Below are 20,178 nucleotides of genomic sequence, written 5' to 3'. Positions count from 1 at the left end.
GGTCTGCAACTCCCAGACGAGCTCGCCGAGCGGGCGAGGGACATCCTCGCCGGACGCGTCCAGCCGGTCCCCGCGCGGGACGCCGCCACGGTGGTCATCCTGCGTGAGGGGCCGGAGGTCTATCTGCTCCGGCGCAAGTCCACGATGGCCTTCGCCGCGGGCGCGTACGTCTTCCCCGGCGGCTCGGTCGATCCCCGTGACACCGACCACGCCGTCGCCTGGGCCGGGCCGTCTCCGGCGGACTGGGGCACGGTCTTCGGCGCGGATGAGGGGGTCGCGCGCGGGCTGGTCTGCGCGGCCGTACGGGAGACCTTCGAGGAGTCGGGGGTGCTGCTCGCGGGGCCCGGGCCCGATTCGGTGGTCGACGACACCACGGGAGACGACTGGGAGGCCGACCGGCTCGCGCTGATCGACCGGAGCCTGTCCTTCGCCGACTTCCTCGCCAAGCGCGGCCTGGTGCTCCGCTCGGACCTGCTCAAGCCGTGGGCGCACTGGATCACCCCGGAGATCGAGACCCGGCGCTTCGACACCCGCTTCTTCGCCGCCGTACTCCCTGAGGGGCAGCGCACCCGCGACGTCGGCGGCGAGGCCGACCAGGTCGACTGGAAGCGCCCGGCCGACGCCGTCGAGCTGGCGCACGAGGGCAAGATCTTCCTGATGCCGCCCACCTATCGCACGCTGACCGAGCTGGCCGCCTGCGACTCGGTGGCGGACGTCCTGGCCACGCGACGGGAGATCGTCACGATCCTGCCCAGGGTCGTGGAGGTCGACGGCGAGTTTCAGCTGGTGACGGCATGAGCGGTCTGCACATTCCGGTCGGCTCGCCCGACGGATCCCGTACGGCCCACGCCGAGAACCTGCTCGCGCCCAACCCGTCGCCCATGACCCTCGACGGCACGAACACCTGGATCATCGGCGACCGGGACACCATCGTCATAGATCCGGGCCCCGACGACGAGGGCCACCTGCGCCGGGTCGCCGACCACCTGGCCGAGCGCCGGGTGAGCTGGATCCTGCTCACCCACGGCCACCACGACCACAGCGGCGGCGCCCGGCGCTTCGCCGAGCTGGTCGGCGCGCCCGTGCGGGCCCTCGACCCCAAGCACCGGCTCGGCGACGAGGGGCTGGGCGACGGCGACGTGGTGAGCGCCGGTGACGTCGAGGTGCGCGTGTACGGCACGCCGGGCCACTCGTTCGACTCGCTCTGCTTCTGGCTGCCCCAGGACCAGGCCATGCTGACCGGCGACACCGTGCTCGGCCGCGGCACCACGGTGATCGCCCCCGACGGCGACCTGGCCGACTATCTGCGCAGCCTCGACCGGCTCAGGGCCATGGCCGACGAGTTGGGCGTGGCGGCGCTGCTGCCGGGCCACGGACCGGTGCTGGCCGACCCGATCGGCGTGCTCGACGGCTATATCGCGCACCGGCGCCAGCGCCTCGACCAGATCAGGGCGGCACTGCGCCAAGGCGCCAAGACGCCCCGCCAGATCGTGGAGATCGTCTACAGCGACGTCGACACGTCGCTCTGGCCCGCCGCCGAGATGTCGGTGCGGGCCCAGCTGGACTACCTGGAGCGGTTGTAGAGGCGGTCCATGTCGAGGATGACCACGGCCTTTGCCTCGATGCGCAGCCAGCCACGCTGCGCGAAGTCGGCGAGAGCCTTGTTGACCGTCTCGCGGGAGGCGCCGACGAGCTGGGCCAGCTCCTCCTGGGTGAGATCGTGGTGGACGCGCAGCCCGTCGTCGGTCTTGGTGCCGAACCGCTCGGCCAGGTCGAGCAGCTGCTTGGCCACCCGGCCGGGCACGTCGGTGAAGACCAGGTCGGCCAGCACGTCGTTGGTGCGCCGTAGCCGCTGGGCCAGCGCCCGCAGAAGGTGGAGCGCCACCTCGGGCCGGCCGGTGAGCCAGGGGCGCAGGTCGTCGTGGCCCAGCCCGGCCAGGCGTACGTCGGTCAGCGCGGTCGCGGAGGCCGTACGGGGGCGCGGGTCGAACAGCGACAGCTCGCCGAACATCTCGCTCGGGCCGAGCACGCTGAGCAGGTTCTCGCGGCCGTCGGGCGAGGTGCGCGACAGTTTGATCTTGCCTTCGAGCACGACGTAGAGCCGGTCGCCCGTCTCGTTCTCGTGAAAGAGCGTCTGCCCCTTGGACAGCTGGACTTCGGTGATGCTCGTCCGTAGCGCCGCGGCGCTCTCGCGGTCAAGCGCGGCGAACAGGGGGGCCTTGCCCAGCACATCTTCGGTGTTCACTCTGCCTCCTCTGCTGCCATTGTGACGCACCCCACTCCAGGCGGCGCACGTAGGCTATGGGAATGCCCACTGAGTCCAGGCTCGCCCTCGTGCGTCGCGCACGCCGGATGAATCGCATCCTGGCGGAAACCTACCCCGAGGCTCATTGCGAGCTCGACTTCGGTACCCCGCTCGAACTGCTGGTCGCGACGATCCTCTCGGCGCAGTGTACGGACAAGAGGGTCAACATGGTTACTCCAGTACTCTTCGCCAAGTACCCGACGGTGGATGACTATGCGGGCGCCGACCGAGCCGAGATGGAAGAGATCATCCGCTCGACGGGGTTCTTCCGTGCCAAGACCAACAGCATCATCGGCATGGCCCAGGCGGTGTGCGAGCAGCACGGCGGGGTGGTGCCCGGCAAGCTGAAGGACCTGGTCAAGCTGCCCGGCGTGGGCCGCAAGACCGCCAACGTGGTGCTCGGCAACGCCTTCGGCGTGCCCGGCCTCACCGTCGACACCCACTTCCAGCGGCTGGTCCGCCGCTTCGGCTGGACCGACGAGACCGACCCGGTCAAGATCGAGCACGTGGTGGGGGAGCTGATCCCCAAACGCGAGTGGACGATCTTCTCGCACCGGGTCATCTGGCACGGGCGCCGCATCTGCCACGCCCGTACGCCGGCCTGCGGCGTCTGCCCGCTGGCCGCCCTCTGCCCCTCGTACGGCACGGGTCCCACGGACGCCGTCAAGGCCCAGAAGCTCGTCAGACCGGGCCCCTTTTCCTGAGTAGGGAAGTCCCCGAACCCCTGGTGTGTTGGAGATTGCGTGACTCAGGTGCCCGACTGGCTCGACACGCTCGCGGCGCAGGCCGTACTCACTTCGGTGCCCGCCGGGCTGCGCCCGCCCGCTGAGGGAGGGCGGCCCGCGGCGGTCCTGCTGCTGTTCGGCGAGGGCCCGCTCGGGCCTGACGTGCTGCTCATCCAGCGCAGCTCGCGCGGACGCAGGCACGCGGGCCAGCCGGCCTTTCCCGGCGGCGGCGTGGACCCGGAGGACGGCGGGCCCGTCGGGGCGGCGCTGCGCGAGGCCGAGGAGGAGACCGGTCTCGATCCACAGGGCGTGACCGTGCTCTGTACGATGCCCGAGCTCTACATCTGGCGCAGCGACAACCGGGTCACACCGGTCGTCGGCTGGTGGCGCACTCCGTCGGCGGTGCACGCGGCCTCGCCCGCCGAGGTGGAGTCCGTGGAGCGGGTGCCGATCGCCGAGCTGGTCGATCCGGACAACCGGTTCACGTTGCGGCATCCGGGCGGCTACGCCGGGCCCGCCTTCCGGGTGCGCGGGATGCTGGTGTGGGGGTTCACCGCGATGGTGCTCGACGGGGTGCTGCGCGAAGGCGGGCTGGAACGGCCGTGGGATCCCGGGCGGGTGGAGGAGATGCCGCCCGACGTCCTGGACATGGCCTCACGGGGCTGAAGCACCGCTTCAGGCGAGCGGGTCCAGGCGGTCCTGATCGCCTGTGGTGAGGGCGACGCCGAGCGAGGCCCAGTCGGCCACGTCGGCGTCACTGTCGGCCGCCAGCGCCCGCAGCGCGTTCAGCCCGGCCCGGTCCGGCGGGTCGCCCAGCACGTGCTGGAGCGCGTACGCGGCGCCGTACCTGACCCGCGGGTCCTCGTGCCCGGCCAGATCCATCACCGACGGTAGCGACCGGGGGTCGGCCAGGTGGCCGAAGGCGATGAGCACCGAGTAGAGCACCATGACGTCGTCCTCGCTGGCCGCCAGGTAGCGCAGGACGGGCAGGATCCGATCCACGTACGCCTCGAGCATGCCCAGGATGTCCACCCCGAGCAGACGCTGGGTGACGTCGTCCGCCGCGCAGAGCCGCCGAGCCTCGATGAAGGACTCAAGATCGCCGCGCTGTCGCAGTACGGAGATCACGTGCCACCGCACCGCCCCGTCGGGGTTGTCGTCGCCGAGAGCTGCTTCGATGAGGCCGCGCACTGTTTCGTCGTTGGGCGGCATGCCGCCCAAGGTAACCAGCGCGTGTCGCCGTCCTGATGAAGACGTGCACACTTGACCGAATCGCTGGTTACCTTTGAAACGTGCGCGGTGATCTGCTTGACCTCATATTGATCGGCCTCGTGATCGCCTTCGGCATCTCGGGTTACCGGCAGGGCTTCATCATCGGTGCCATGAGCTTCGTCGGCTTCGTCGGCGGGGCGGTGCTCGGGGTCTTCATCGCGCCCCCCATCTCCAAGGCCGTCGTCGACGGTGACACGCCGCAGGCGCTGCTGGCCATCGTGATCGTGTTCCTGGCCGCGACGATCGGCCAGTTCGCCTCCTCGACGATCGGCGCCGTGGTGCGTAGCCACGTCACCTGGGAGCCGGCCAAGGTCGCGGACGCGGTCGGCGGTACGTTCGCCAGCGCGCTGTCCGTGCTGGTGATCGCCTGGCTGATCGGCTCGCTGATCGTGTCGACGGCGTTCACCCCGCTCGTCGACCAGGTGAAGAACTCCATGCTGCTCACCACGGTCGACGACTCGATCCCGCAGACCGCGCGCAACTGGCAGCAGCCGTTCAAGAAGTTCATCGACCGGTCGGAGTTCCCGCCGGTGTTCGACGCCATCGGCGCGGGGCAGCTCGTCGACGTGCCGCCGCCGGCGCGCAGCATCCTCCAGGGCGCCAAGCTCGAACGGGCGCAACGGGCCATCGTCAAGGTCCAGGGCAACGCCGAGAGCTGCAACAAGCTCATCGAGGGCACCGGCTTCGTCTACGCCAAGGACCGGATCATGACCAACGCGCACGTGGTCGCCGGCGTGACGCGTGACCTGCAGGTCCTCGCCTACGACAACAAGCGCCACCCGGCCACCGTCGTGCGCTACAACCCGCAGCGCGACATCGCCATCCTGTACGTGCCGGGGCTGGGCCTGCCGCAGCTCTCCTTCGACGGCGAGGCGGAGAAGGGCGAGAACGCCATCGTCGCCGGGTTCCCCAAGGGCCAGGGCTTCACTGCCGAGCCCGCCCGCATCCGCAGCCAGCTCAACGCCGAGGGCCCCGACATCTACCGCAGCCGCAACGTCACCAGGAAGGTCTACGCGATCCGCGGCAAGGTGCTGCCCGGCAACTCCGGCGGCCCGCTCCTGACCGTCAACGGCCAGGTGTTCGGCGTCGTCTTCGCCGCCGCGGTCAGCCAGGAGGACACGGGCTACGTACTGACGGCCAACGAGGTCAGGCCAGACGCCGACCAGGGCCGAAACGACACCACCCCGGCAGGCACGCAGGAGTGCGACTAGTCAGGCAGCCGACTGAGGATCAGCTCGATGGCCTGCGCCGGGTCGCTGTCGTCGCTCAGCCCCGACGCCGCCCGTCCCACCGAGTCGTACGGCATCCCGTACGACTGCACGCGCGCGGCCCCCCGGCTGAAGAGGGTCAGCGCCCCGCGCCCGTTGCCGCGCTGCAGGTGCGTCAGCCCGACGCAGATCTGCGCCAGCCCCTGCCACAACTCGCGCTCGTCGTCGGGGGCGCATTTCCAGCGGCCCTCGAACACCTCGTGGGCGTTGAACGGCAGGCCCTCGCTCAGGAAGCGGCGCCCGTCGGACAGGGCCTGCGGCGTGGTGGGCGCGTAGTCGTCGGGCACTCGGTCCACACCGGTCGAGCCGTAGGGCATCGGCCGGCCGTAGGCGTCGCGTGGCCGGGCGTTGCGCGGCTTGCCTTCGGGGTCGCGGTCTCTCATCGGCCAGGCTCCGAATCGGACAGCCAGCCGATCAGCTCGGCGTCGAACACGTCGGGGGTCTCCTCGTGGGGGAAGTGGCCTGCGCCCTCGATCAGCCGCCACCGGTATGGGGCGGCCACGTAGCGACCCGAACCGAGGGCCGTACGGGGCAGCACCCGGCGGTCGAGGGCGCCGTGCAGGTGCAGGGTGGGGGCCTCGATCTGGGCGCGCATCGTCCTGGCGAAACGCAGCCCGTCGGGGCGGAACTGGGAGCGGCCGAACCAGCGGTGATACTCCAGCGCGCAGTGGGCGACGGTCGGGATGCGGATCGCCTCGCGATAGACGCCGGCGGTCTGCTCGTCCGGCCAGCCGGGCCCCGACCAGGCGTCGAGCATCCTGCCGACCAGCGAGCCGCCGTTACGGGTGAGCCGGTGTTCGGGCAGAAACGGCAGCTGGTAGCCGATCGCCGGGCTGGTCGCCCTCAGCTGGCCGAACGGGTCGGTCAGCAGCGACCTGCGCATCCGCAGGGGGTGCGGCGCGGACACGGTGACCAGACGGTGTACGCACTTGGGGTCGAGCACCGCCATCGTCCAGGCGAGCAGCCCGCCCCAGTCGTGGCCGACCACGATGGCCCCGGTCTCGCCGAGCGCCCGGATCAGGCCGCTGGCGTCGCCGGCCAGTGTGGGCAGGTCATAGCCGCGCGGCGGCTTGTCGCTGCCGCCGTAGCCACGCAGGTCCACCGCGGCCGCGCGGTATCCCGCCGCCGACAGCGCCCGCAGCTGGTTGCGCCATGTCCACCAGAACTGCGGGAACCCGTGCAGCAGCAGGACCAGCGGCCCTTCACCTGCCTCCACGACATGGAAGCGGGTGCCGCCGGCGTGCACCTGCCGGTGCTTCCACGGTCCCTCGATCTGGACGACCGACTCGTCAGGTGCCATCACTGGTCACCGGCTCTATCTCCTTCTCCGGACTGGCGATCTCCTTGAGTCCCTTGATCGACCTGGCCGTACGCTTCATCCCGGCCAGCCCCTTAAGCCTACGGATTCCGATGAACACCAGCAGCCCGGCCACCAGCAGATAGAAGACGGTGACGATGAGGAAGGCCGCCCAGTTCGGCAACCATTGGGCGAGCACGAAGGCGATCGTGAACGAGGCCAGGATCAGGCACAGGTGCGCCATGAAGGCGGCGGCGGCGAACAGGCCGCCGGCCGTGCCGACCCGCTTGGCGTCGAACCTGAACTCGGCCTTGGCCAGCTCGATCTCCGAGCGGATCAGGGTCGAGATGTGATCGCTCGCCTGGGCGACCAGCGAGCCCAGGGATTCTTCCTCGGGAGTCTGGGGCATGAACGTCTCCTATCGAGGCCTGGTGGCCGTGTCATACATCATCCAGCGCGATGCGCCGCTTGCGCATCCGTACGTGAAGCAGTAGCGCCGCCAGGACGGACGCGGTGAGGCTGGCAAAGAGGATCCCGGTCGTCACAGCGTCGACCCGCTCCTGGTCGGCGCCGAACGCCAGATCGCCGATCAGCAGCGACACCGTGAACCCGATCCCGGCCAGCAGCGACACCGCCGCCATGTCCCGCCAGTGGAGCTCTTTGGACAGTTTCGCCAGGCCAAGCCGTACAGACAGCCAGGCACCGCCGAACACACCCACAAACTTCCCGATCACGAGCCCGGCTATCACTCCCAGAACTACCCGATCGGAGAAGATACCGCCGATGCTGGAGCCGTCGAGCTTCACCCCCGCCGACAGGAACGCGAAGACCGGCACCGCGAGGCCCGCGGAGACGGGGCGGAGATAGTGGTCGGCGGCCTCCGCCGGGGAGCGGGTCTCGTGCTCTCGCGTCGTGACGCGGGTGAGCAGGCCGAGCGCCACTCCGGCCACTGTCGCGTGCACGCCACTGGCCTCCACCGCGTACCAGGCGCCTACGGCCAACGGCAGGTACATCCACAGCCGCCCGGCGCCCGAGCGCTGCAGGACCCAGTAGACGGCGATCAGGGCGGCGCCGGCCAGCAGCATGAGGAGGTTCAGATGGGCGGTGTAGAAGGCGGCGATGATGGAGATGGCGCCGAGGTCGTCGACGACCGCACTGGTCAGCAGGAACGCCCGCAACGCCGGAGGCATCGAGCTCGCGGTCACCGCCAGCACGGCGAGCGCGAAGGCGATGTCGGTGGCGGTGGGAATCGCCCAGCCACGCGCCGCGCCCGGCGCTCCCCAGCTCACCGCGAGGTACACGAGCGCGGGCACGACCATGCCGCAGAGGGCGGCGAAGATGGGCAGCGCGGCCTTGCGCAGGTTGGCCAGCTCCCCGTGGACGAACTCCTCCTTGACCTCCAGCCCCGCCACGAAGAAGAAGATCGTCAGGAGGCCGTGCTGCGCCCACTCGTAGAGCTCCATCGGGCCGAGCGCGGTGTGCTGGAGCGCGGTGTAGCCCTCATGAGAGACGTTCGCCCAGATCAGCGCGGCGACCGTGGCCGCCAGCATGACGATGCCGCCGATCGTCTCGGCGCGCAACGCCTCGGCCACGGTACGGGCGTAGCGAACGGTCGGTTGGAAAGGCCACATTTCGGCGGTTGGGCGCACGGGGTCTCCTCTGGCGGCTGTCGCGAGGATCGCTTCCCCGTGACGCCGACCCGACTTCCCGGCACACCGATATCCACCCTAACCCGGTAACCGGCCAAGCCAGTCCGGTAACCGGCCAAGAACCCGCACGTCACGGCGACCGACCCCGTGCGGGCTCAGCGGCCGTTTCCCTGGAGGCCACCCGCCACGTACGGCGGGTGGCGCCAGGTTGGCCGTGCCGTAAAGCAGCCTTCGCTTTTTACGTCCGCTCTCCCTGAGGCCGCCCGCCGTGTGCGGCGGGCGGCATCGGGTCGGTCCCCAGAGGCCGCCCGCCACCTACGGCGGGTGACCTCAGATCGCCGTCCCGTAGAGGAGCGGGTCTCGCCTTTCGCCCTTCGTTTCCCCCGTCAGTCCTCGCTCTTCGCCGACGGGAGCTTCTCCGAGATGAGGTCCATCACCGTGCTGTCGGCCAGCGTCGTGACATCCCCCACGCTCCGGTTCTCCGCGACGTCCCGGAGCAGCCGCCGCATGATCTTCCCCGAGCGGGTCTTGGGCAGCTCCGGCACCACCAGGATCTGGCGCGGCTTGGCGATGGGCCCGAGCGCCTTGGCCACGTGGTTGCGCAGCTCAGAGGCGATGTCGGCGCCCTCCTCCGCGGCCCCGCGCAGGATCACGAACGACACGATGGCCTGCCCGGTCACCGGGTCGGTCGCGCCCACGACGGCCGCCTCGGCGACCTTCGGGTGGCTCACCAGCGCGCTCTCCACCTCCGTCGTGGAGATGTTGTGGCCCGAGACGAGCATGACGTCGTCGACGCGGCCGAGCAGCCACAGGTCGCCGTCGGAGTCCTTCTTGGCGCCGTCGCCGGGGAAGTACATGCCCTCGAACCGGCTCCAGTACGTGTCGATGTAGCGCTGGTCGTCGCCCCAGATCGTCCGGAGCATGGACGGCCACGGCTCGCGTACCACGAGGAAGCCGCCGCCCCCGTCGGGCACGCTGTTGCCCTGGTCGTCGACCACGTCGGCGCTGATGCCCGGCAGCGGGCGCATCGCGGCGCCCGGCTTGCCGCTGGTGACGCCCGGCAGCGGGCTGATCATGATGGCGCCGGTCTCGGTCTGCCACCAGGTGTCGACGACCGGGCAGCGGTTGTCGCCGATGTGCTCGCGGTACCAGACGTACGCCTCGGGGTTGATGGGCTCGCCGACCGAGCCGAGGATGCGCAGGCTGGACATGTCGTACTTGGCGGGGATGTCGTCACCCCACTTCATGAACGTCCGGATCGCCGTGGGGGCGGTGTAGAGGATCGTGATCTTGTACTTCTGCACGATCTCCCAGAACCGGCCCCGGTGCGGGGTGTCCGGAGTGCCCTCGTAGATGACGCTGGTCGCGCCGTTGGCGAGCGGGCCGTACACGATGTAGGAGTGTCCGGTCACCCAGCCGATGTCGGCGGTGCACCAGTAGATGTCGGTCTCCGGCTTGAGGTCGAAGACCGCGTGGTGCGTCCAGGCCGTCTGGGTCAGGTATCCGCCCGAGGTGTGCAGGATGCCCTTGGGCCGGCCGGTGGTGCCGCTGGTGTACAGGATGTACAGGGGGTCCTCGGCGTCGTGCGGCTCGGCGGTGTGCTGGTCGCTCTGCCGCTCGACCAGGTCGTGCCACCACACGTCCTTGTCGTTCGTCGCCACGTCCTGACCGGTACGCCGTACGACCAGGACGTGCTCGACCTGCGGGCACTCGGCGACGGCCTCGTCCACGGTCGGCTTGAGCGCCGAGGGGGCGCCGCGGCGGTAGCCGCCGTCGGCCGTGATGACCACCTTGGCGTCGGCGTCGTCGATGCGGCTCTTCAGCGCGGTCGCCGAGAACCCGCCGAACACCACCGAGTGCACCGCGCCGATCCTGGCGCAGGCCAGCATCGCGATCGGCAGCTCGGGGATCATCGGCATGTAGACGGCGACCCGGTCGCCCTTGCGTACGCCGAGCTCCAGCAGGGCGTTGGCGGCCTTGCTGACCTCGGACTTCAGGTCGTTGTACGTCAGGGTGCGGGTGTCGCCCTCGGGCTCACCCTCCCAGTGGTAGGCGACCTTGTCGCCGCGACCCTCTTCGACGTGGCGGTCCACGCAGTTGTAGGCGACGTTCAGCTCGCCGCCGACGAACCATTTGGCGAACGGCGCGTTCCACTCAAGCGTGGTCTCCCACCGCTTGGCCCAGGTCAGCCGGTCGGCCGCACTCTCCCAGAACGCGAGCCGGTCGGCCGACGCCTCGGCGTACGCGGCGGAGGTCACGTTCGCCGCGGCCGCCAGGTCGGCCGGCGGTGCGAACCGGCGGTTCTCCTGCAGCAGGTTCGACAACGCCTGGGGCTCGTTGCCAGGGGTTTCCGGGGCCACCTCGTGCTCCTTCTAGGGCCAGATCGGACAGGTCGTGTCCCACTCCACCAGCTCACGTGCTCCGCACACAAGAGGTCTAGACAGGTCTGTACATGTGGCGCCGCGTGGGTGATCCAGTTATCAACGGGACTAACAACTGCTATTGAACTGTTGTCATTTTGGCACCACACCAATATGGAACGGGCCAATGGGTGGGTTTATTGGGTCCCCCGCTAGGGTGGAATGCCGTGAGTGATCCACTGGCTGTCATCGCGGCACTTCCCGGCGTTCCCGAGGCTGTGGAGGAGGCCAGGCAGGCCGTCGACGGGCTCTATCGCCATCGCGTCCTGCGCCGCGCGAGCCCGTCGGTCTCGGCCGAGTCGTCCCTGCGCGGGGCGCGGGCGTCGGCGGCCATCGAGGGCGTCGACATACCTCTGGACGAGCTGCGCCGGGGTTCGATCGAGGACCCCGTCGTCCAGGGCGCCCTGCGAGCGTCGGCGGAGCTGGGCCGGTTGGGCGCCACTTGGCGCAAGGCCCCCCGCCAGGTGCTCGCCCGCCTGCACACGGTCGCCGCGGCCGGCCTCACGGACTCACTCGGCCGCCCGCGCACCCAGGACCAGGAGTTGGCGGCCCGCCTGGAGAGCCTGTTCGGGCTGCTCGAAGCGCCGACGAAGGCACCCGCGCTCGTGCTGGCCGCCGTCGTTCACGCGGAGCTGGCCGTGCTGAGTCCTTTCGGTACGGCCGACGGTGTCGTCGCGCGCTCGGCCGAACGGCTCACGCTGGTGGAGTACGGGCTCGACCCGAAGTCGCTGGTGGCCGTCGAGGTGGGGCATCTGGAGCTGCCTTATGCCGATGGCCTGCGGGCTTACCTGACGGGGTCACCCGAGGGGGTGGCGGAGTGGGTACGACATTGTGCCGCCGCGGTCACCCTCGGCGTACGCGAGACGACCGCGATCTGCGAGGCGCTGCAGAGGGGTTGAGCTGGAAGAGGGGCTGGTCAGCGAGGCGCTGACCTGCGCGGTGCCACGGAAGGGTCGATCTTGGGGCGCCGTAAGGGTCCTGACATAGCTGACGGCGTCTCAGTCATGAGACGCCGTCTGCCGATACGTCACACCGGGTTACCAAGCGTGCACCTCTATTCGTCGGAGCGGGACAAGCCCGTCACGACGCGCCTCCCGCGGCTGGTCGCGCGTGGGTGCCTGGTTGACGCACCCGGACAAGTGGTCCGTGTCCCCTTTGTACGACGGATCCGCCCTGATGGGAACCCCTAGGACCAAGACCTTTACCGGTGCGGGGCTCTCCGGGGGTGAAGATTTCGGGGGCTCGTGGGTTTTGTTACGGTTATCAACCTGTGACGATCACGCAGAGTGATCTGCTTTATGTGATCGTTATGGGGGCACGAAAAAAACTTGGCGAAAATGCGAGATTGCTCCTCGACGAAACTCGAGTCGATCGGGCAGCATACGGGGGTATCTCCGGAAACTGGGGCGACTGTGCATGGGTTTGGTTTGCCAGTCTCTTGCCATGCTCCGGTCAAGTGATGAAAGCTTTCTTCTGAAACGGGACCGGCTCTACCCCCCCGGAGCCGGACCGATCAGGCGACCCCCGCTCTCCCCCCCGGCGGGGGTCGCCCCATTTCTACCCGGGTCCCTCTGCGCCTGGATCCGCCCTGAGGGCCGCGCGTCGTCGCACAGGGGCTCCCGTTATCCACAGGGGTTTCCCACCTCTAGCCCCGTCATCCACAGAACCGCGTTCGGTGGCCCGCCGCCCCACCCTCGCGACGCATGGTGTACCTCCCGACCCGCAGATCAGGAGGCCCCTCATGCACCGCCCACTGGTCATCACCGAAGACCGCGACCTGCTCGACGACCTCGTCCGCGTGGCCGCCGCAGCGGGAGCCCAGCTCGACGTGGCCCACGCCCCGGCCCACGCGCGCCCTTTCTGGAACCTCGCGCCCCTGGTGGTGATAGGCGGCGACCTGGCTGACGCGGTGGCCGCCACCTCACCACCCGCCCGAGACGGCGTGCTCCTGGTCACCCGCGGTCCTGAAGATCCCGACAGCTGGCGACGATGTGTGGCCGTGGGCGCCCAGGCCGTCGTCGACCTGCCGGGAGGTGAGCGGCGCCTGGTGGAGGAGTTCGCCGACGCCATGGAGCCCGATCCCCGCTCCGGCGTCGTGCTCTGCGTCATCGGCGGCCGGGGCGGGGTGGGGGCGAGCGTCCTGGCGGCCTGCCTGGCCCTGCGCGCCTCCGGCGACCGCCTGCGCACACTGCTGATCGACGCCGACCCGCTGGGCGGCGGCATCGACGCGTTGCTGGGGCAGGAGGAGGCCACCGGCGCCCGCTGGGGAGACCTGGTGGCCCGCGAAGGCCGGGTCGGCTCGGCAGCCCTGCGGGCCGCGCTGCCCGCGTTCGGCGACCTGACGGTCCTGTCCTTCCACCGCGGAGAGGTGCGGGCGATCCCCGCCCAGGCCATGCGCTCGGTGCTGGAAGCCGGACGCCGCGGCTTCGACGTGGTGGTCGTCGACCTCCCACGCCACCTCGACCCCGCCGCCGTCGAGGCACTGACCAGGGCGAGCGGCACGCTGCTCGTGGCCATGGCGGACGTACGCGGCGTGCTGGCGGCCGCTCAGGTCCTCACAGCGGTAAACCAGCACACCTCGGACATTCGCGCGGTCATCCGTCCCGGAATCCTCGACGACGCCGTGGTGGCCAGTTCCCTCGGCATCCCCTCCGCCGGCCACCTGCCCGAGCAGCCCCGCCTCCCCACCACCCTCAATCGCGGCGAACTCCCCAAACTCGGCCCCCGCACCGTCCTCGGCGCCCTCTGCACCTCCCTCCTACGCGACCTGCTCCCATCGTGACCAGCCAGACGAACCTCCAGCACTCCCTGCGCCATGACAGGTCCGCTGTTCACGGTCCTCGGCCGGCCCCAATGAGAAGCGCGTCAGCGTCCGGATCCGTGCCCTCGCCCTCGCCCTCGCCCTCGCCCTCGCCCTCGCCCTCGCCCACGTCCACGTCCACGTCCACGCCCTCGCCTACGTCCACGTCCACGCCGCCGAAACCCACGCCGCCGCCCTGCGCGTGGGCGTCCGTGCACGTACCCAGGTCCCTATGCGCCGGGCTGCCGGAGCGGACAGAGGTGAGCCCATGAATGTAGGAGGTCAGCCCATGAACGCAGGAGGCGTGTCACCCGAGCTGATCGAGGCCGTCCGCGTACGGCTGGCACGGACCGGCGTCGAGCCCAGCGCCGCCCAGGTGGCAGTAGCCCTACGAGCCGAAAAATCCGTATACGGCGACGCGGAGATCCTCGCCGTTGCCCGATCCCTCTGCGCGGACCTCATAGGAGCCGGCCCACTGGAGCCCCTCCTGGCGGAGCCCGACGTCACTGACGTCCTGGTAAACGGCTCTCGCGAGGTCTGGGTGGACGACGGCCACGGTTTGCGCAGAACCCAAGTGACGTTCGCCGACGACGGCGCCGTCCGCAGACTGGCCCAACGCCTGGCCGCCGCCGCGGGCAGACGCCTGGACGACGCCTCGCCGTACGTGGACGCCAGGCTGGCCGGAGGCGTACGCCTGCACGCCGTGCTCCCACCGATCGCCTCAGGCGGCACCTGCGTGTCGCTGCGCCTGCCACCGAGACGTACATTCACGCTGCCCGACCTCGTGGCGGCGGGCACGATCCCGCAGTCGGCGATACCGTTGCTGACGGCCATCGTGACGGCCAGGCTGGCGTTCCTGGTCACAGGTGGCACCGGCACAGGCAAGACAACGCTCCTGTCCGCGCTGCTGTCACTGGCCGATCCGAGTGAACGCCTGCTGCTCGTAGAAGACTCGGCCGAACTCCGCCCGCTCCACCCTCACGTGGTACGTCTGGAGTCCCGTCCGTCAAACCTCGAAGGCGCCGGCGGTGTCGGCCTACGAGACCTGGTACGCCAGGCCCTGCGCATGCGTCCCGACCGAGTCGTGGTCGGCGAGGTCAGGGGCGCAGAGGTAGTGGACCTGCTGGCCGCACTGAACACCGGCCACCAGGGCGGCTGCGGCACTCTGCACGCCAACACGGCCGCCGACGTACCACCCCGGCTGGAAGCGCTGGGCTGCGCGGCGGGCTTGAGCAGGGAGGCCGTGCACAGCCAACTCGCCGCCGCCCTCGATGTGGTCATCCACCTGACCCGCAACCACTCCGACGGCCGCCGCCGCGTAGCGGAGATCTGCCTCCTGTCGAGAACCCCGACCGGCTTCGTCGAATCCTTGCCCGCCCTGACCTTCGACGCGCACGGCCGACCCCAAACCGGCCCGGGATACAACACCCTGGCGCAGAGAACGCCTCCGTAACCCCACGGGGTGCCGCAAACGACCGATTTCGCCAACGAACACCTGTCGAACGCCGTGCGTGCGCCCATCCCCTCTGCCCCCGCACCACGGCCGCAAGCTGACACGCCACCAACCCCACCGCCAAACCCCCAACCTCACCGGCCCCCAACCCCACCAGCCCGAACCCGCTTATCTACCCACCCATCCCTACTCGCCCGATTCCATCCACCCACCTGTACTTCCACCGGTGAGCTGCACCCGAGCAGACCCGCGACAAGCGAACGGAGGCCCCAACCCGTGATCGCAGCCCTGGTAGCCGCATTGTCCACAGCAACCGCTGTATGGCTGTGGACCGGCCCGAACACCGCGACAGCCCGCCTCAACAGGCTGACCTCAGTCCGCGAGCCATTCCAGCAGCGATCCATAAAGCACCTGATCACCCGCTCCAGCCCAGCCCGTCGCGCCGACGCCTGGCGTCAGGCATCGATCGAACTCTGCCAAGCCCTCTCAGCCGAGCTGTCCGCAGGCCGTACCCCAGGCGAAGCCCTCACCAGAGCGATCACCGCAGTCGACTTCCCCGACCCGGAAGCCCTACGCCCGGTGATGGCGGCGGCAAGAGACGGCGGCGACGTGTCCACGGCCCTCCTGTCAGCGGCCCCCCAGCAGGGCGGCGAGGGATTACGCCGCCTCGCCGCCTGCTGGAACGTCAGCGTGACCGTAGGCGCTGGACTGGCAGCCCTCGTCGAGCGCGTCGGCAGCACGTTACGTTCAGCCCAAGCCCACCGCCGGGACGTCACGGCGCAACTGGCAGGCCCACGCACCACCGCGAGAATGCTGGCCACGCTCCCTGTCCTGGGCCTCCTCATGGGAAGCGCGCTGGGCATGCGCCCGCTCGCCTTCCTCTTCGGTAGCCTTCCCGGCCTCGCCTGCCTCACGGCCGGAATCGCCCTCGACGCCTGCGGCCTGTGGTGGACCCACCAGATGGCAACCCGCGCCGAAAACTCATAGCGACGCCCCGCTCCACCACCGCCCGCCCGGATCTCCGTCGGACGATCACGCTGCTACCTCAGGTGATCACGCCGCTCCGTCGGACAATCACGCTGCTACCTCAGGTGATCACGCGGCTGACTCGGGTGATCGCACGGCTCCCTCAGATGATCGCGCGGCGCAACCGACCGGAACGGACCCCAGACGATGTTCGAGCTGCTCTCCGCAGTCTGTGCCTGCGTGGCGACCTGGCTGTGGATCCCCCCGACAACTCCGGCCGAACGCCTGACCCGCCTGCTATCACCAGAAGCCGCCACCCAACCCGGGCCGAGGGCAGGCATACCTCTACACCCACCCGCAGGGCACCTGCACCCACCCAGAACACACCGACTCCCGAACTCAGGCTCCACATACCCGGATGCCGACACATTCGCCCCACCGGCCTGGCTCGATCACCCCGCGACCTCACCCCGCCGCATCAACCGCCGCACGCTGGTCGGAGCACTCGGGACCGCCCTCATCACCGCCCTACTCATCGGCGGAGGAGCCGGACTGATAGCCGCCCTGATCGTCACCCCCATCGTCGGCATGGTCCTGCACAGACAAGTCGACCCGGAAACCCGCCGAGACAGCAAACAGATCACCACTGACCTGCCGTTCGCCGCCGACCTGATGGCAGCTAGCCTCCTCGCCGGGCAGCCGGTCAGCGCAGCCACCGAGATAGCGGCTGGCGCGCTGGGCGGCCCGCTCGGCCAGCGCCTGTCGTGGGTGAGCCGGCAACTCCGACTGGGCGCCGACCCCGACCCCACCTGGGCCTTCCTCGCCCAAGAACCCGCCACCGCACAACTGTCACGAGCGATGAGCAGAGCGGCTCAGACCGGCGCCCCGGTGGCCGACGTCCTGACGCGCCTGGCCGACGACGCCCGCCAATCCACCCACGCCACGTCTGTGGCCGCAGCCAGGAGCGTCGGCGTGAAGGCGGTAGCACCCCTCGGCCTCTGCTTCCTGCCGGCCTTCGTCCTCCTCGGCATCATCCCCGTCGTGGCCGGCCTCGCCACCGCCATCACCATCCCCTAACACCTAATAACCCCATCGCCGAAATGTCGGACGGGGGATTGGTTTCGGATACGAGCCAGCCGGAAGTTGCCGCTCCAAGGCACTTGAGCCAGGTGTCAATGGGAGTAGGTCCGCCAGGTCCTGTGAGCGGACCTAGCTATCAACTCGGGCGATCAGTTACCCATCACTTACTTGACGGCCGGTTAGCACGCTAGCTTGCCTTACGGCAGGTAAGTAGCAGAGGAAAGGATCATTGCCATGCTCGTCAAGCAGACCCACACCTTGGACGTGCCCGGTGCCCGCCTCCATTACCAGGTGCGCGGGCAAGGGCCCGCGCTCCTGCTGATCCCTGGAAGCAACGGCGACGCCGACCTGTTCGACGCCGTCGCGGACCTGCTCGCCCCTCGTTACACCGTCATCAGCTACGACCGGCGCGGGTTCTCCAGGAGCACCTTGAACGGATCATTCGACAACAGCGCATGGGACGAGACTCACGTCAACGACGCGCGTCGCCTACTACGGGCGGTCGCAGGGGGCCCGGCGTATGTTTTCGGCAGCAGCGCGGGTGCGGTCATCGGACTCGCGCTGATCAGCGAGAGCCCAGGCCTGGTCACCAGGTTGATCGCCCACGAGCCACCTCTGGCGGAGGTGCTGGCCGATGCCGCCAGGTGGCGGGCGTTCTTCCAGGAGGTGTACGACACCTACCGGCGTGACGGCGCGGAACCGGCGATGCGGATGTTCATGACCGGCATCGGCCTGAACGCGCTCCAGCGCCCAGCTGCCATCGACCCCGAACTGATCCGCCGCTTGTCGGTCAATATCGGCTTCTTCCTTGATCACGAAGTACGGCAGGCGCCCGGCTACCGCCCCGATCTGGCGGCCCTGGACGCCCAGCGGGCCCGGATCGTCCCGATCGGCGGCCGGGACTCTCGCCAGCACTTCCCCTACCGTCCCATCCTCGCCCTGGCCGACCGCTGGGGGACACCCGTGACCGATTTCCCGGGCGACCACACCGGCTACTGGTCCCAGCCCGGTGAGTTCGCCGCCGCCCTCATCGACGTTCTGACCAGACCGACGACCTAGCGGCCACCGAATCGGGAAAGGCTGACCAGCCCACTGGTCCATAGCTCCACCTCATGGACCTCCGCCGACATCGACCCACGAGACCTCCGCTGAAGCTCACTCGCACGCGGAAAAGGGCTAGCTGTCGACGATCACACCTCCGACCGCAGTGCGGCCGGCCGGGGCGGCGACGAGCTCGACCGTGATGGTGTCGCGCAGGTGCGTTCCGAGGACGTCGGCGACGGCGTCGGTGACGGTCCGTACCAGCTTGGCGATGAGCTCGCCGCTGTCGGGGCGGGTGAACGCCGCCTCGCGGATACCGAACATGATCGCGGGTGGCGCCTCGTCGGCGGGCTTGCCCCGCAGGCCCCACCGTCCGGCGGGTACGCCGTCGAGGTGGATGACCGCGACGTCGCGCGCCCACTCGCCGTATACGTCGACCACCGCTTCGGTCAGCGCGGCAATGAGGGCCGTTTCGTTGCCCTGCAGCTGCGGCTCCAGGACGCGGACAGTCAGATGTGGCACTATAAGCCTCCTATTTGTTCTCAAACTAGCTTTAATGTCAAAGGTAATGGGTGAAGTACCAGATGGTCAACAACGCGGACGGCATGACCACCGATCAGGCGGTGCGGTCCATGCTGCTGCTGATGCCGAGGATGGTCGGGCGGGCCAAGCGGCTGCCCGTCCCAGAGGCGCTGCGGACGCTCGACCTCGCGCCCCGCCACTTGTCGCTGCTGGCCTACCTGCAGTACGACGGCTGTCTCACGGTGAGCCAGCTGGCGGAGCGGCTGGAGATCGCTCCGACGACCGTCAGTCTCATGGTGGGCGACCTGTCTCGCCGAGGTGTCCTGACACGGGAAGAGGACGATGCCGACCGGCGACGACGGGTCGTCGCAATCGCACCGCAGTACGTCGAGCCGATCCGCGAATGGCTGTCGGGCAGCGCGCTGGCATGGACTGAGGTTTTGGCCGACCTCACGTCGGCCGAGCGCGCCACGATCGTGCGGACGATGCGTGCGTACGAGGCCGCCTTGGGCAAGCGGATGCAGTCCCTCCAGAAAAGCGCACCCGACTCGTAGGGCCGCTCTGCGCGCCGCTGAGGTCGCTGGGTGTTCCCATGGTCTGTCGGGTACGCGAACGCCTGCGCGCTCATTCGGACGGCATGAACGTGCGCGGGGGCGGCTGCTGCGCACCTACGCGTGCTGGATCGATGTCGGGAACACGCGGAGAGATCAGCTATCGCAACGACGGGCGGAGAGATCAGCTATCGCAAATACCGGCAGAGTGCCGGTAACCCCCCCCGGTTGGTCGGCTGATTGTGGATGGTCCAACGTTTTCCACAGAACGGCGTTCGGGTCATCGGCCGCGTGCGGCCTTGGGCCACTGTTGGACCCACGCCGGACGACACCCGGCTCCGATCACCTGGAGGCACCATGCGCCCTGCGGCAACCACTCCGAACGCCGCCGCCACACCGTCACAAGACCGGCCGATCGCCACACCGTCACGAGACCGGCGGATCGTCACACCGTCACAGGACCGGCGGATCGTCGCACCGTCACAAGATCGGCCGATCACCAAAGCGGCCAGCCCAGCCGTCCGCCACCACGGCTGGCTCGCCGACAGATGGGCCCGTTGTTCAGGACGACACCGCGAGCGCGGCATGTCCACAGCCGAATATGCCGTGGGCACGATTGCCGCATGCGCCTTCGCGGCGCTGCTGTTCAAGGTGGTCAACAGCCCCGAGGTGCATGAGATGCTCTCGAAGCTCATCGACAAGGCGCTCAACACAGCCGGATGACCCCGCCCCAAGCTGCGACCTCCAAGCGCGCGAAGCGGCCGACATCACCTATGAGACGGTCGGCCTCGCACGTGAAGCGATCCGTAGCGCGTCGTAAACGGTCGAC

The 20,178-nt window shown here is 69.4% G+C and carries 22 protein-coding genes; 13 read left to right on the top strand and 9 right to left on the bottom strand.

Annotated elements, in window-relative coordinates; translation table 11 throughout:
- Positions 1-3: 3 nt before the first annotated feature.
- A complete protein-coding gene (locus ACQP2T_RS59310) occupies positions 4-798 on the top strand; it encodes an NUDIX hydrolase (RefSeq protein WP_433519986.1) in 795 nt (264 codons plus the stop codon).
- Positions 795-1,583 (top strand): MBL fold metallo-hydrolase, encoded by a 789-nt coding sequence (locus ACQP2T_RS59305; protein WP_433513438.1) that lies wholly within the window; start codon positions 795-797, stop codon positions 1,581-1,583. Before ACQP2T_RS59310 ends, ACQP2T_RS59305 begins: the two co-directional genes overlap by 4 nt.
- Here the strand turns inward: ACQP2T_RS59305 and ACQP2T_RS59300 are convergent.
- Complete coding sequence (locus ACQP2T_RS59300) at positions 1,565-2,245, bottom strand: Crp/Fnr family transcriptional regulator (RefSeq protein WP_185069893.1); 681 nt, start codon at positions 2,243-2,245, stop codon at positions 1,565-1,567. The genes ACQP2T_RS59305 and ACQP2T_RS59300 overlap by 19 nt on opposite strands.
- A 56-nt stretch (positions 2,246-2,301) precedes the next feature.
- On the opposite strand from ACQP2T_RS59300, the gene nth reads away from it, so the two are divergent.
- Both nth and ACQP2T_RS59290 read left to right on the top strand, forming a co-directional pair.
- A complete protein-coding gene (nth, locus tag ACQP2T_RS59295) occupies positions 2,302-3,009 on the top strand; it encodes an endonuclease III (protein ID WP_433513437.1) in 708 nt (235 codons plus the stop codon).
- 39 nt (positions 3,010-3,048) lie between these two features.
- Positions 3,049-3,696 (top strand): NUDIX hydrolase, encoded by a 648-nt coding sequence (locus ACQP2T_RS59290; RefSeq protein WP_433513436.1) that lies wholly within the window; start codon positions 3,049-3,051, stop codon positions 3,694-3,696.
- 9 nt (positions 3,697-3,705) lie between these two features.
- Here the strand turns inward: ACQP2T_RS59290 and ACQP2T_RS59285 are convergent, their stop codons facing one another.
- Positions 3,706-4,242, bottom strand: a complete 537-nt coding sequence (locus ACQP2T_RS59285; protein ID WP_433513435.1) for a HEAT repeat domain-containing protein — start codon at positions 4,240-4,242, stop codon at positions 3,706-3,708.
- Positions 4,243-4,322: 80 nt separating this feature from the next.
- Between ACQP2T_RS59285 and ACQP2T_RS59280 the strand changes: the two genes are divergently transcribed.
- Positions 4,323-5,513, top strand: coding sequence for a MarP family serine protease (locus ACQP2T_RS59280; protein ID WP_433513434.1), 1,191 nt, complete (start codon positions 4,323-4,325; stop codon positions 5,511-5,513).
- On the opposite strand, the gene ACQP2T_RS59275 is transcribed toward ACQP2T_RS59280, so the two are convergent.
- The 5 genes from ACQP2T_RS59275 to acs all read right to left on the bottom strand — a co-directional run bounded on the left by ACQP2T_RS59275 (position 5,510) and on the right by acs (position 10,876).
- Positions 5,510-5,953, bottom strand: coding sequence for a DUF309 domain-containing protein (locus ACQP2T_RS59275; RefSeq protein ID WP_433513433.1), 444 nt, complete (start codon positions 5,951-5,953; stop codon positions 5,510-5,512). The genes ACQP2T_RS59280 and ACQP2T_RS59275 overlap by 4 nt on opposite strands.
- Entirely contained in the window at positions 5,950-6,870 is a 921-nt protein-coding gene (locus tag ACQP2T_RS59270) for an alpha/beta fold hydrolase (RefSeq protein ID WP_433513432.1), read from the bottom strand. Before ACQP2T_RS59270 ends, ACQP2T_RS59275 begins: the two co-directional genes overlap by 4 nt.
- Positions 6,860-7,276 (bottom strand): phage holin family protein, encoded by a 417-nt coding sequence (locus ACQP2T_RS59265; protein WP_433513431.1) that lies wholly within the window; start codon positions 7,274-7,276, stop codon positions 6,860-6,862. Before ACQP2T_RS59265 ends, ACQP2T_RS59270 begins: the two co-directional genes overlap by 11 nt.
- A 31-nt stretch (positions 7,277-7,307) precedes the next feature.
- Positions 7,308-8,516: a Na+/H+ antiporter NhaA gene (gene nhaA, locus ACQP2T_RS59260; protein ID WP_433513430.1), complete on the bottom strand. Its 1,209-nt coding sequence runs from the start codon at positions 8,514-8,516 to the stop codon at positions 7,308-7,310.
- A 386-nt stretch (positions 8,517-8,902) separates the two neighbouring features.
- Positions 8,903-10,876: an acetate--CoA ligase gene (gene acs / locus ACQP2T_RS59255; RefSeq protein WP_433513429.1), complete on the bottom strand. Its 1,974-nt coding sequence runs from the start codon at positions 10,874-10,876 to the stop codon at positions 8,903-8,905.
- 227 nt (positions 10,877-11,103) lie between these two features.
- Here acs and ACQP2T_RS59250 point away from each other — a divergent pair, with 227 nt between their 5' ends.
- Both ACQP2T_RS59250 and ssd read left to right on the top strand, forming a co-directional pair.
- Positions 11,104-11,835: an oxidoreductase gene (locus ACQP2T_RS59250; protein WP_433513428.1), complete on the top strand. Its 732-nt coding sequence runs from the start codon at positions 11,104-11,106 to the stop codon at positions 11,833-11,835.
- A gap of 842 nt (positions 11,836-12,677) precedes the next feature.
- Positions 12,678-13,718, top strand: coding sequence for a septum site-determining protein Ssd (gene ssd / locus ACQP2T_RS59245; protein WP_433513427.1), 1,041 nt, complete (start codon positions 12,678-12,680; stop codon positions 13,716-13,718).
- Between the two features lie 49 nt (positions 13,719-13,767).
- Here the strand turns inward: ssd and ACQP2T_RS59240 are convergent, their stop codons facing one another.
- A complete protein-coding gene (locus ACQP2T_RS59240) occupies positions 13,768-13,923 on the bottom strand; it encodes a hypothetical protein (RefSeq protein ID WP_433513426.1) in 156 nt (51 codons plus the stop codon).
- A 102-nt stretch (positions 13,924-14,025) separates the two neighbouring features.
- Between ACQP2T_RS59240 and ACQP2T_RS59235 the strand changes: the two genes are divergently transcribed.
- From ACQP2T_RS59235 to ACQP2T_RS59220, 4 genes are all read left to right on the top strand, one after another.
- Positions 14,026-15,189: a TadA family conjugal transfer-associated ATPase gene (locus tag ACQP2T_RS59235; protein WP_433513425.1), complete on the top strand. Its 1,164-nt coding sequence runs from the start codon at positions 14,026-14,028 to the stop codon at positions 15,187-15,189.
- A gap of 276 nt (positions 15,190-15,465) precedes the next feature.
- Complete coding sequence (locus ACQP2T_RS59230) at positions 15,466-16,176, top strand: type II secretion system F family protein (protein ID WP_433513424.1); 711 nt, start codon at positions 15,466-15,468, stop codon at positions 16,174-16,176.
- Between the two features lie 567 nt (positions 16,177-16,743).
- On the top strand, positions 16,744-17,232 hold the full coding sequence (locus ACQP2T_RS59225; RefSeq protein ID WP_433513423.1) for a type II secretion system F family protein: 489 nt from the start codon (positions 16,744-16,746) through the stop codon (positions 17,230-17,232).
- A gap of 237 nt (positions 17,233-17,469) precedes the next feature.
- Complete coding sequence (locus tag ACQP2T_RS59220) at positions 17,470-18,294, top strand: alpha/beta fold hydrolase (RefSeq protein WP_433513422.1); 825 nt, start codon at positions 17,470-17,472, stop codon at positions 18,292-18,294.
- Between the two features lie 117 nt (positions 18,295-18,411).
- Here ACQP2T_RS59220 and ACQP2T_RS59215 read toward each other — a convergent pair whose 3' ends face one another.
- Complete coding sequence (locus ACQP2T_RS59215) at positions 18,412-18,798, bottom strand: tautomerase family protein (RefSeq protein ID WP_433513421.1); 387 nt, start codon at positions 18,796-18,798, stop codon at positions 18,412-18,414.
- Between the two features lie 50 nt (positions 18,799-18,848).
- Between ACQP2T_RS59215 and ACQP2T_RS59210 the strand changes: the two genes are divergently transcribed.
- Together ACQP2T_RS59210 and ACQP2T_RS59205 are read left to right on the top strand one after the other, a co-directional pair.
- Entirely contained in the window at positions 18,849-19,352 is a 504-nt protein-coding gene (locus ACQP2T_RS59210; protein WP_433513420.1) for a MarR family winged helix-turn-helix transcriptional regulator, read from the top strand.
- Positions 19,353-19,706: 354 nt separating this feature from the next.
- Entirely contained in the window at positions 19,707-20,072 is a 366-nt protein-coding gene (locus tag ACQP2T_RS59205) for a DUF4244 domain-containing protein (protein WP_433513419.1), read from the top strand.
- The last annotated feature ends 106 nt before the right edge of the window (positions 20,073-20,178 follow it).

This window comes from Nonomuraea sp. CA-143628, assembly GCF_050942315.1.
Classification (GTDB): Bacteria; Actinomycetota; Actinomycetes; order Streptosporangiales; family Streptosporangiaceae; genus Nonomuraea.
The sequence above is the reverse complement of the archived record's forward strand: the minus strand, read 5'-3'. Positions and strand labels throughout refer to the sequence as shown.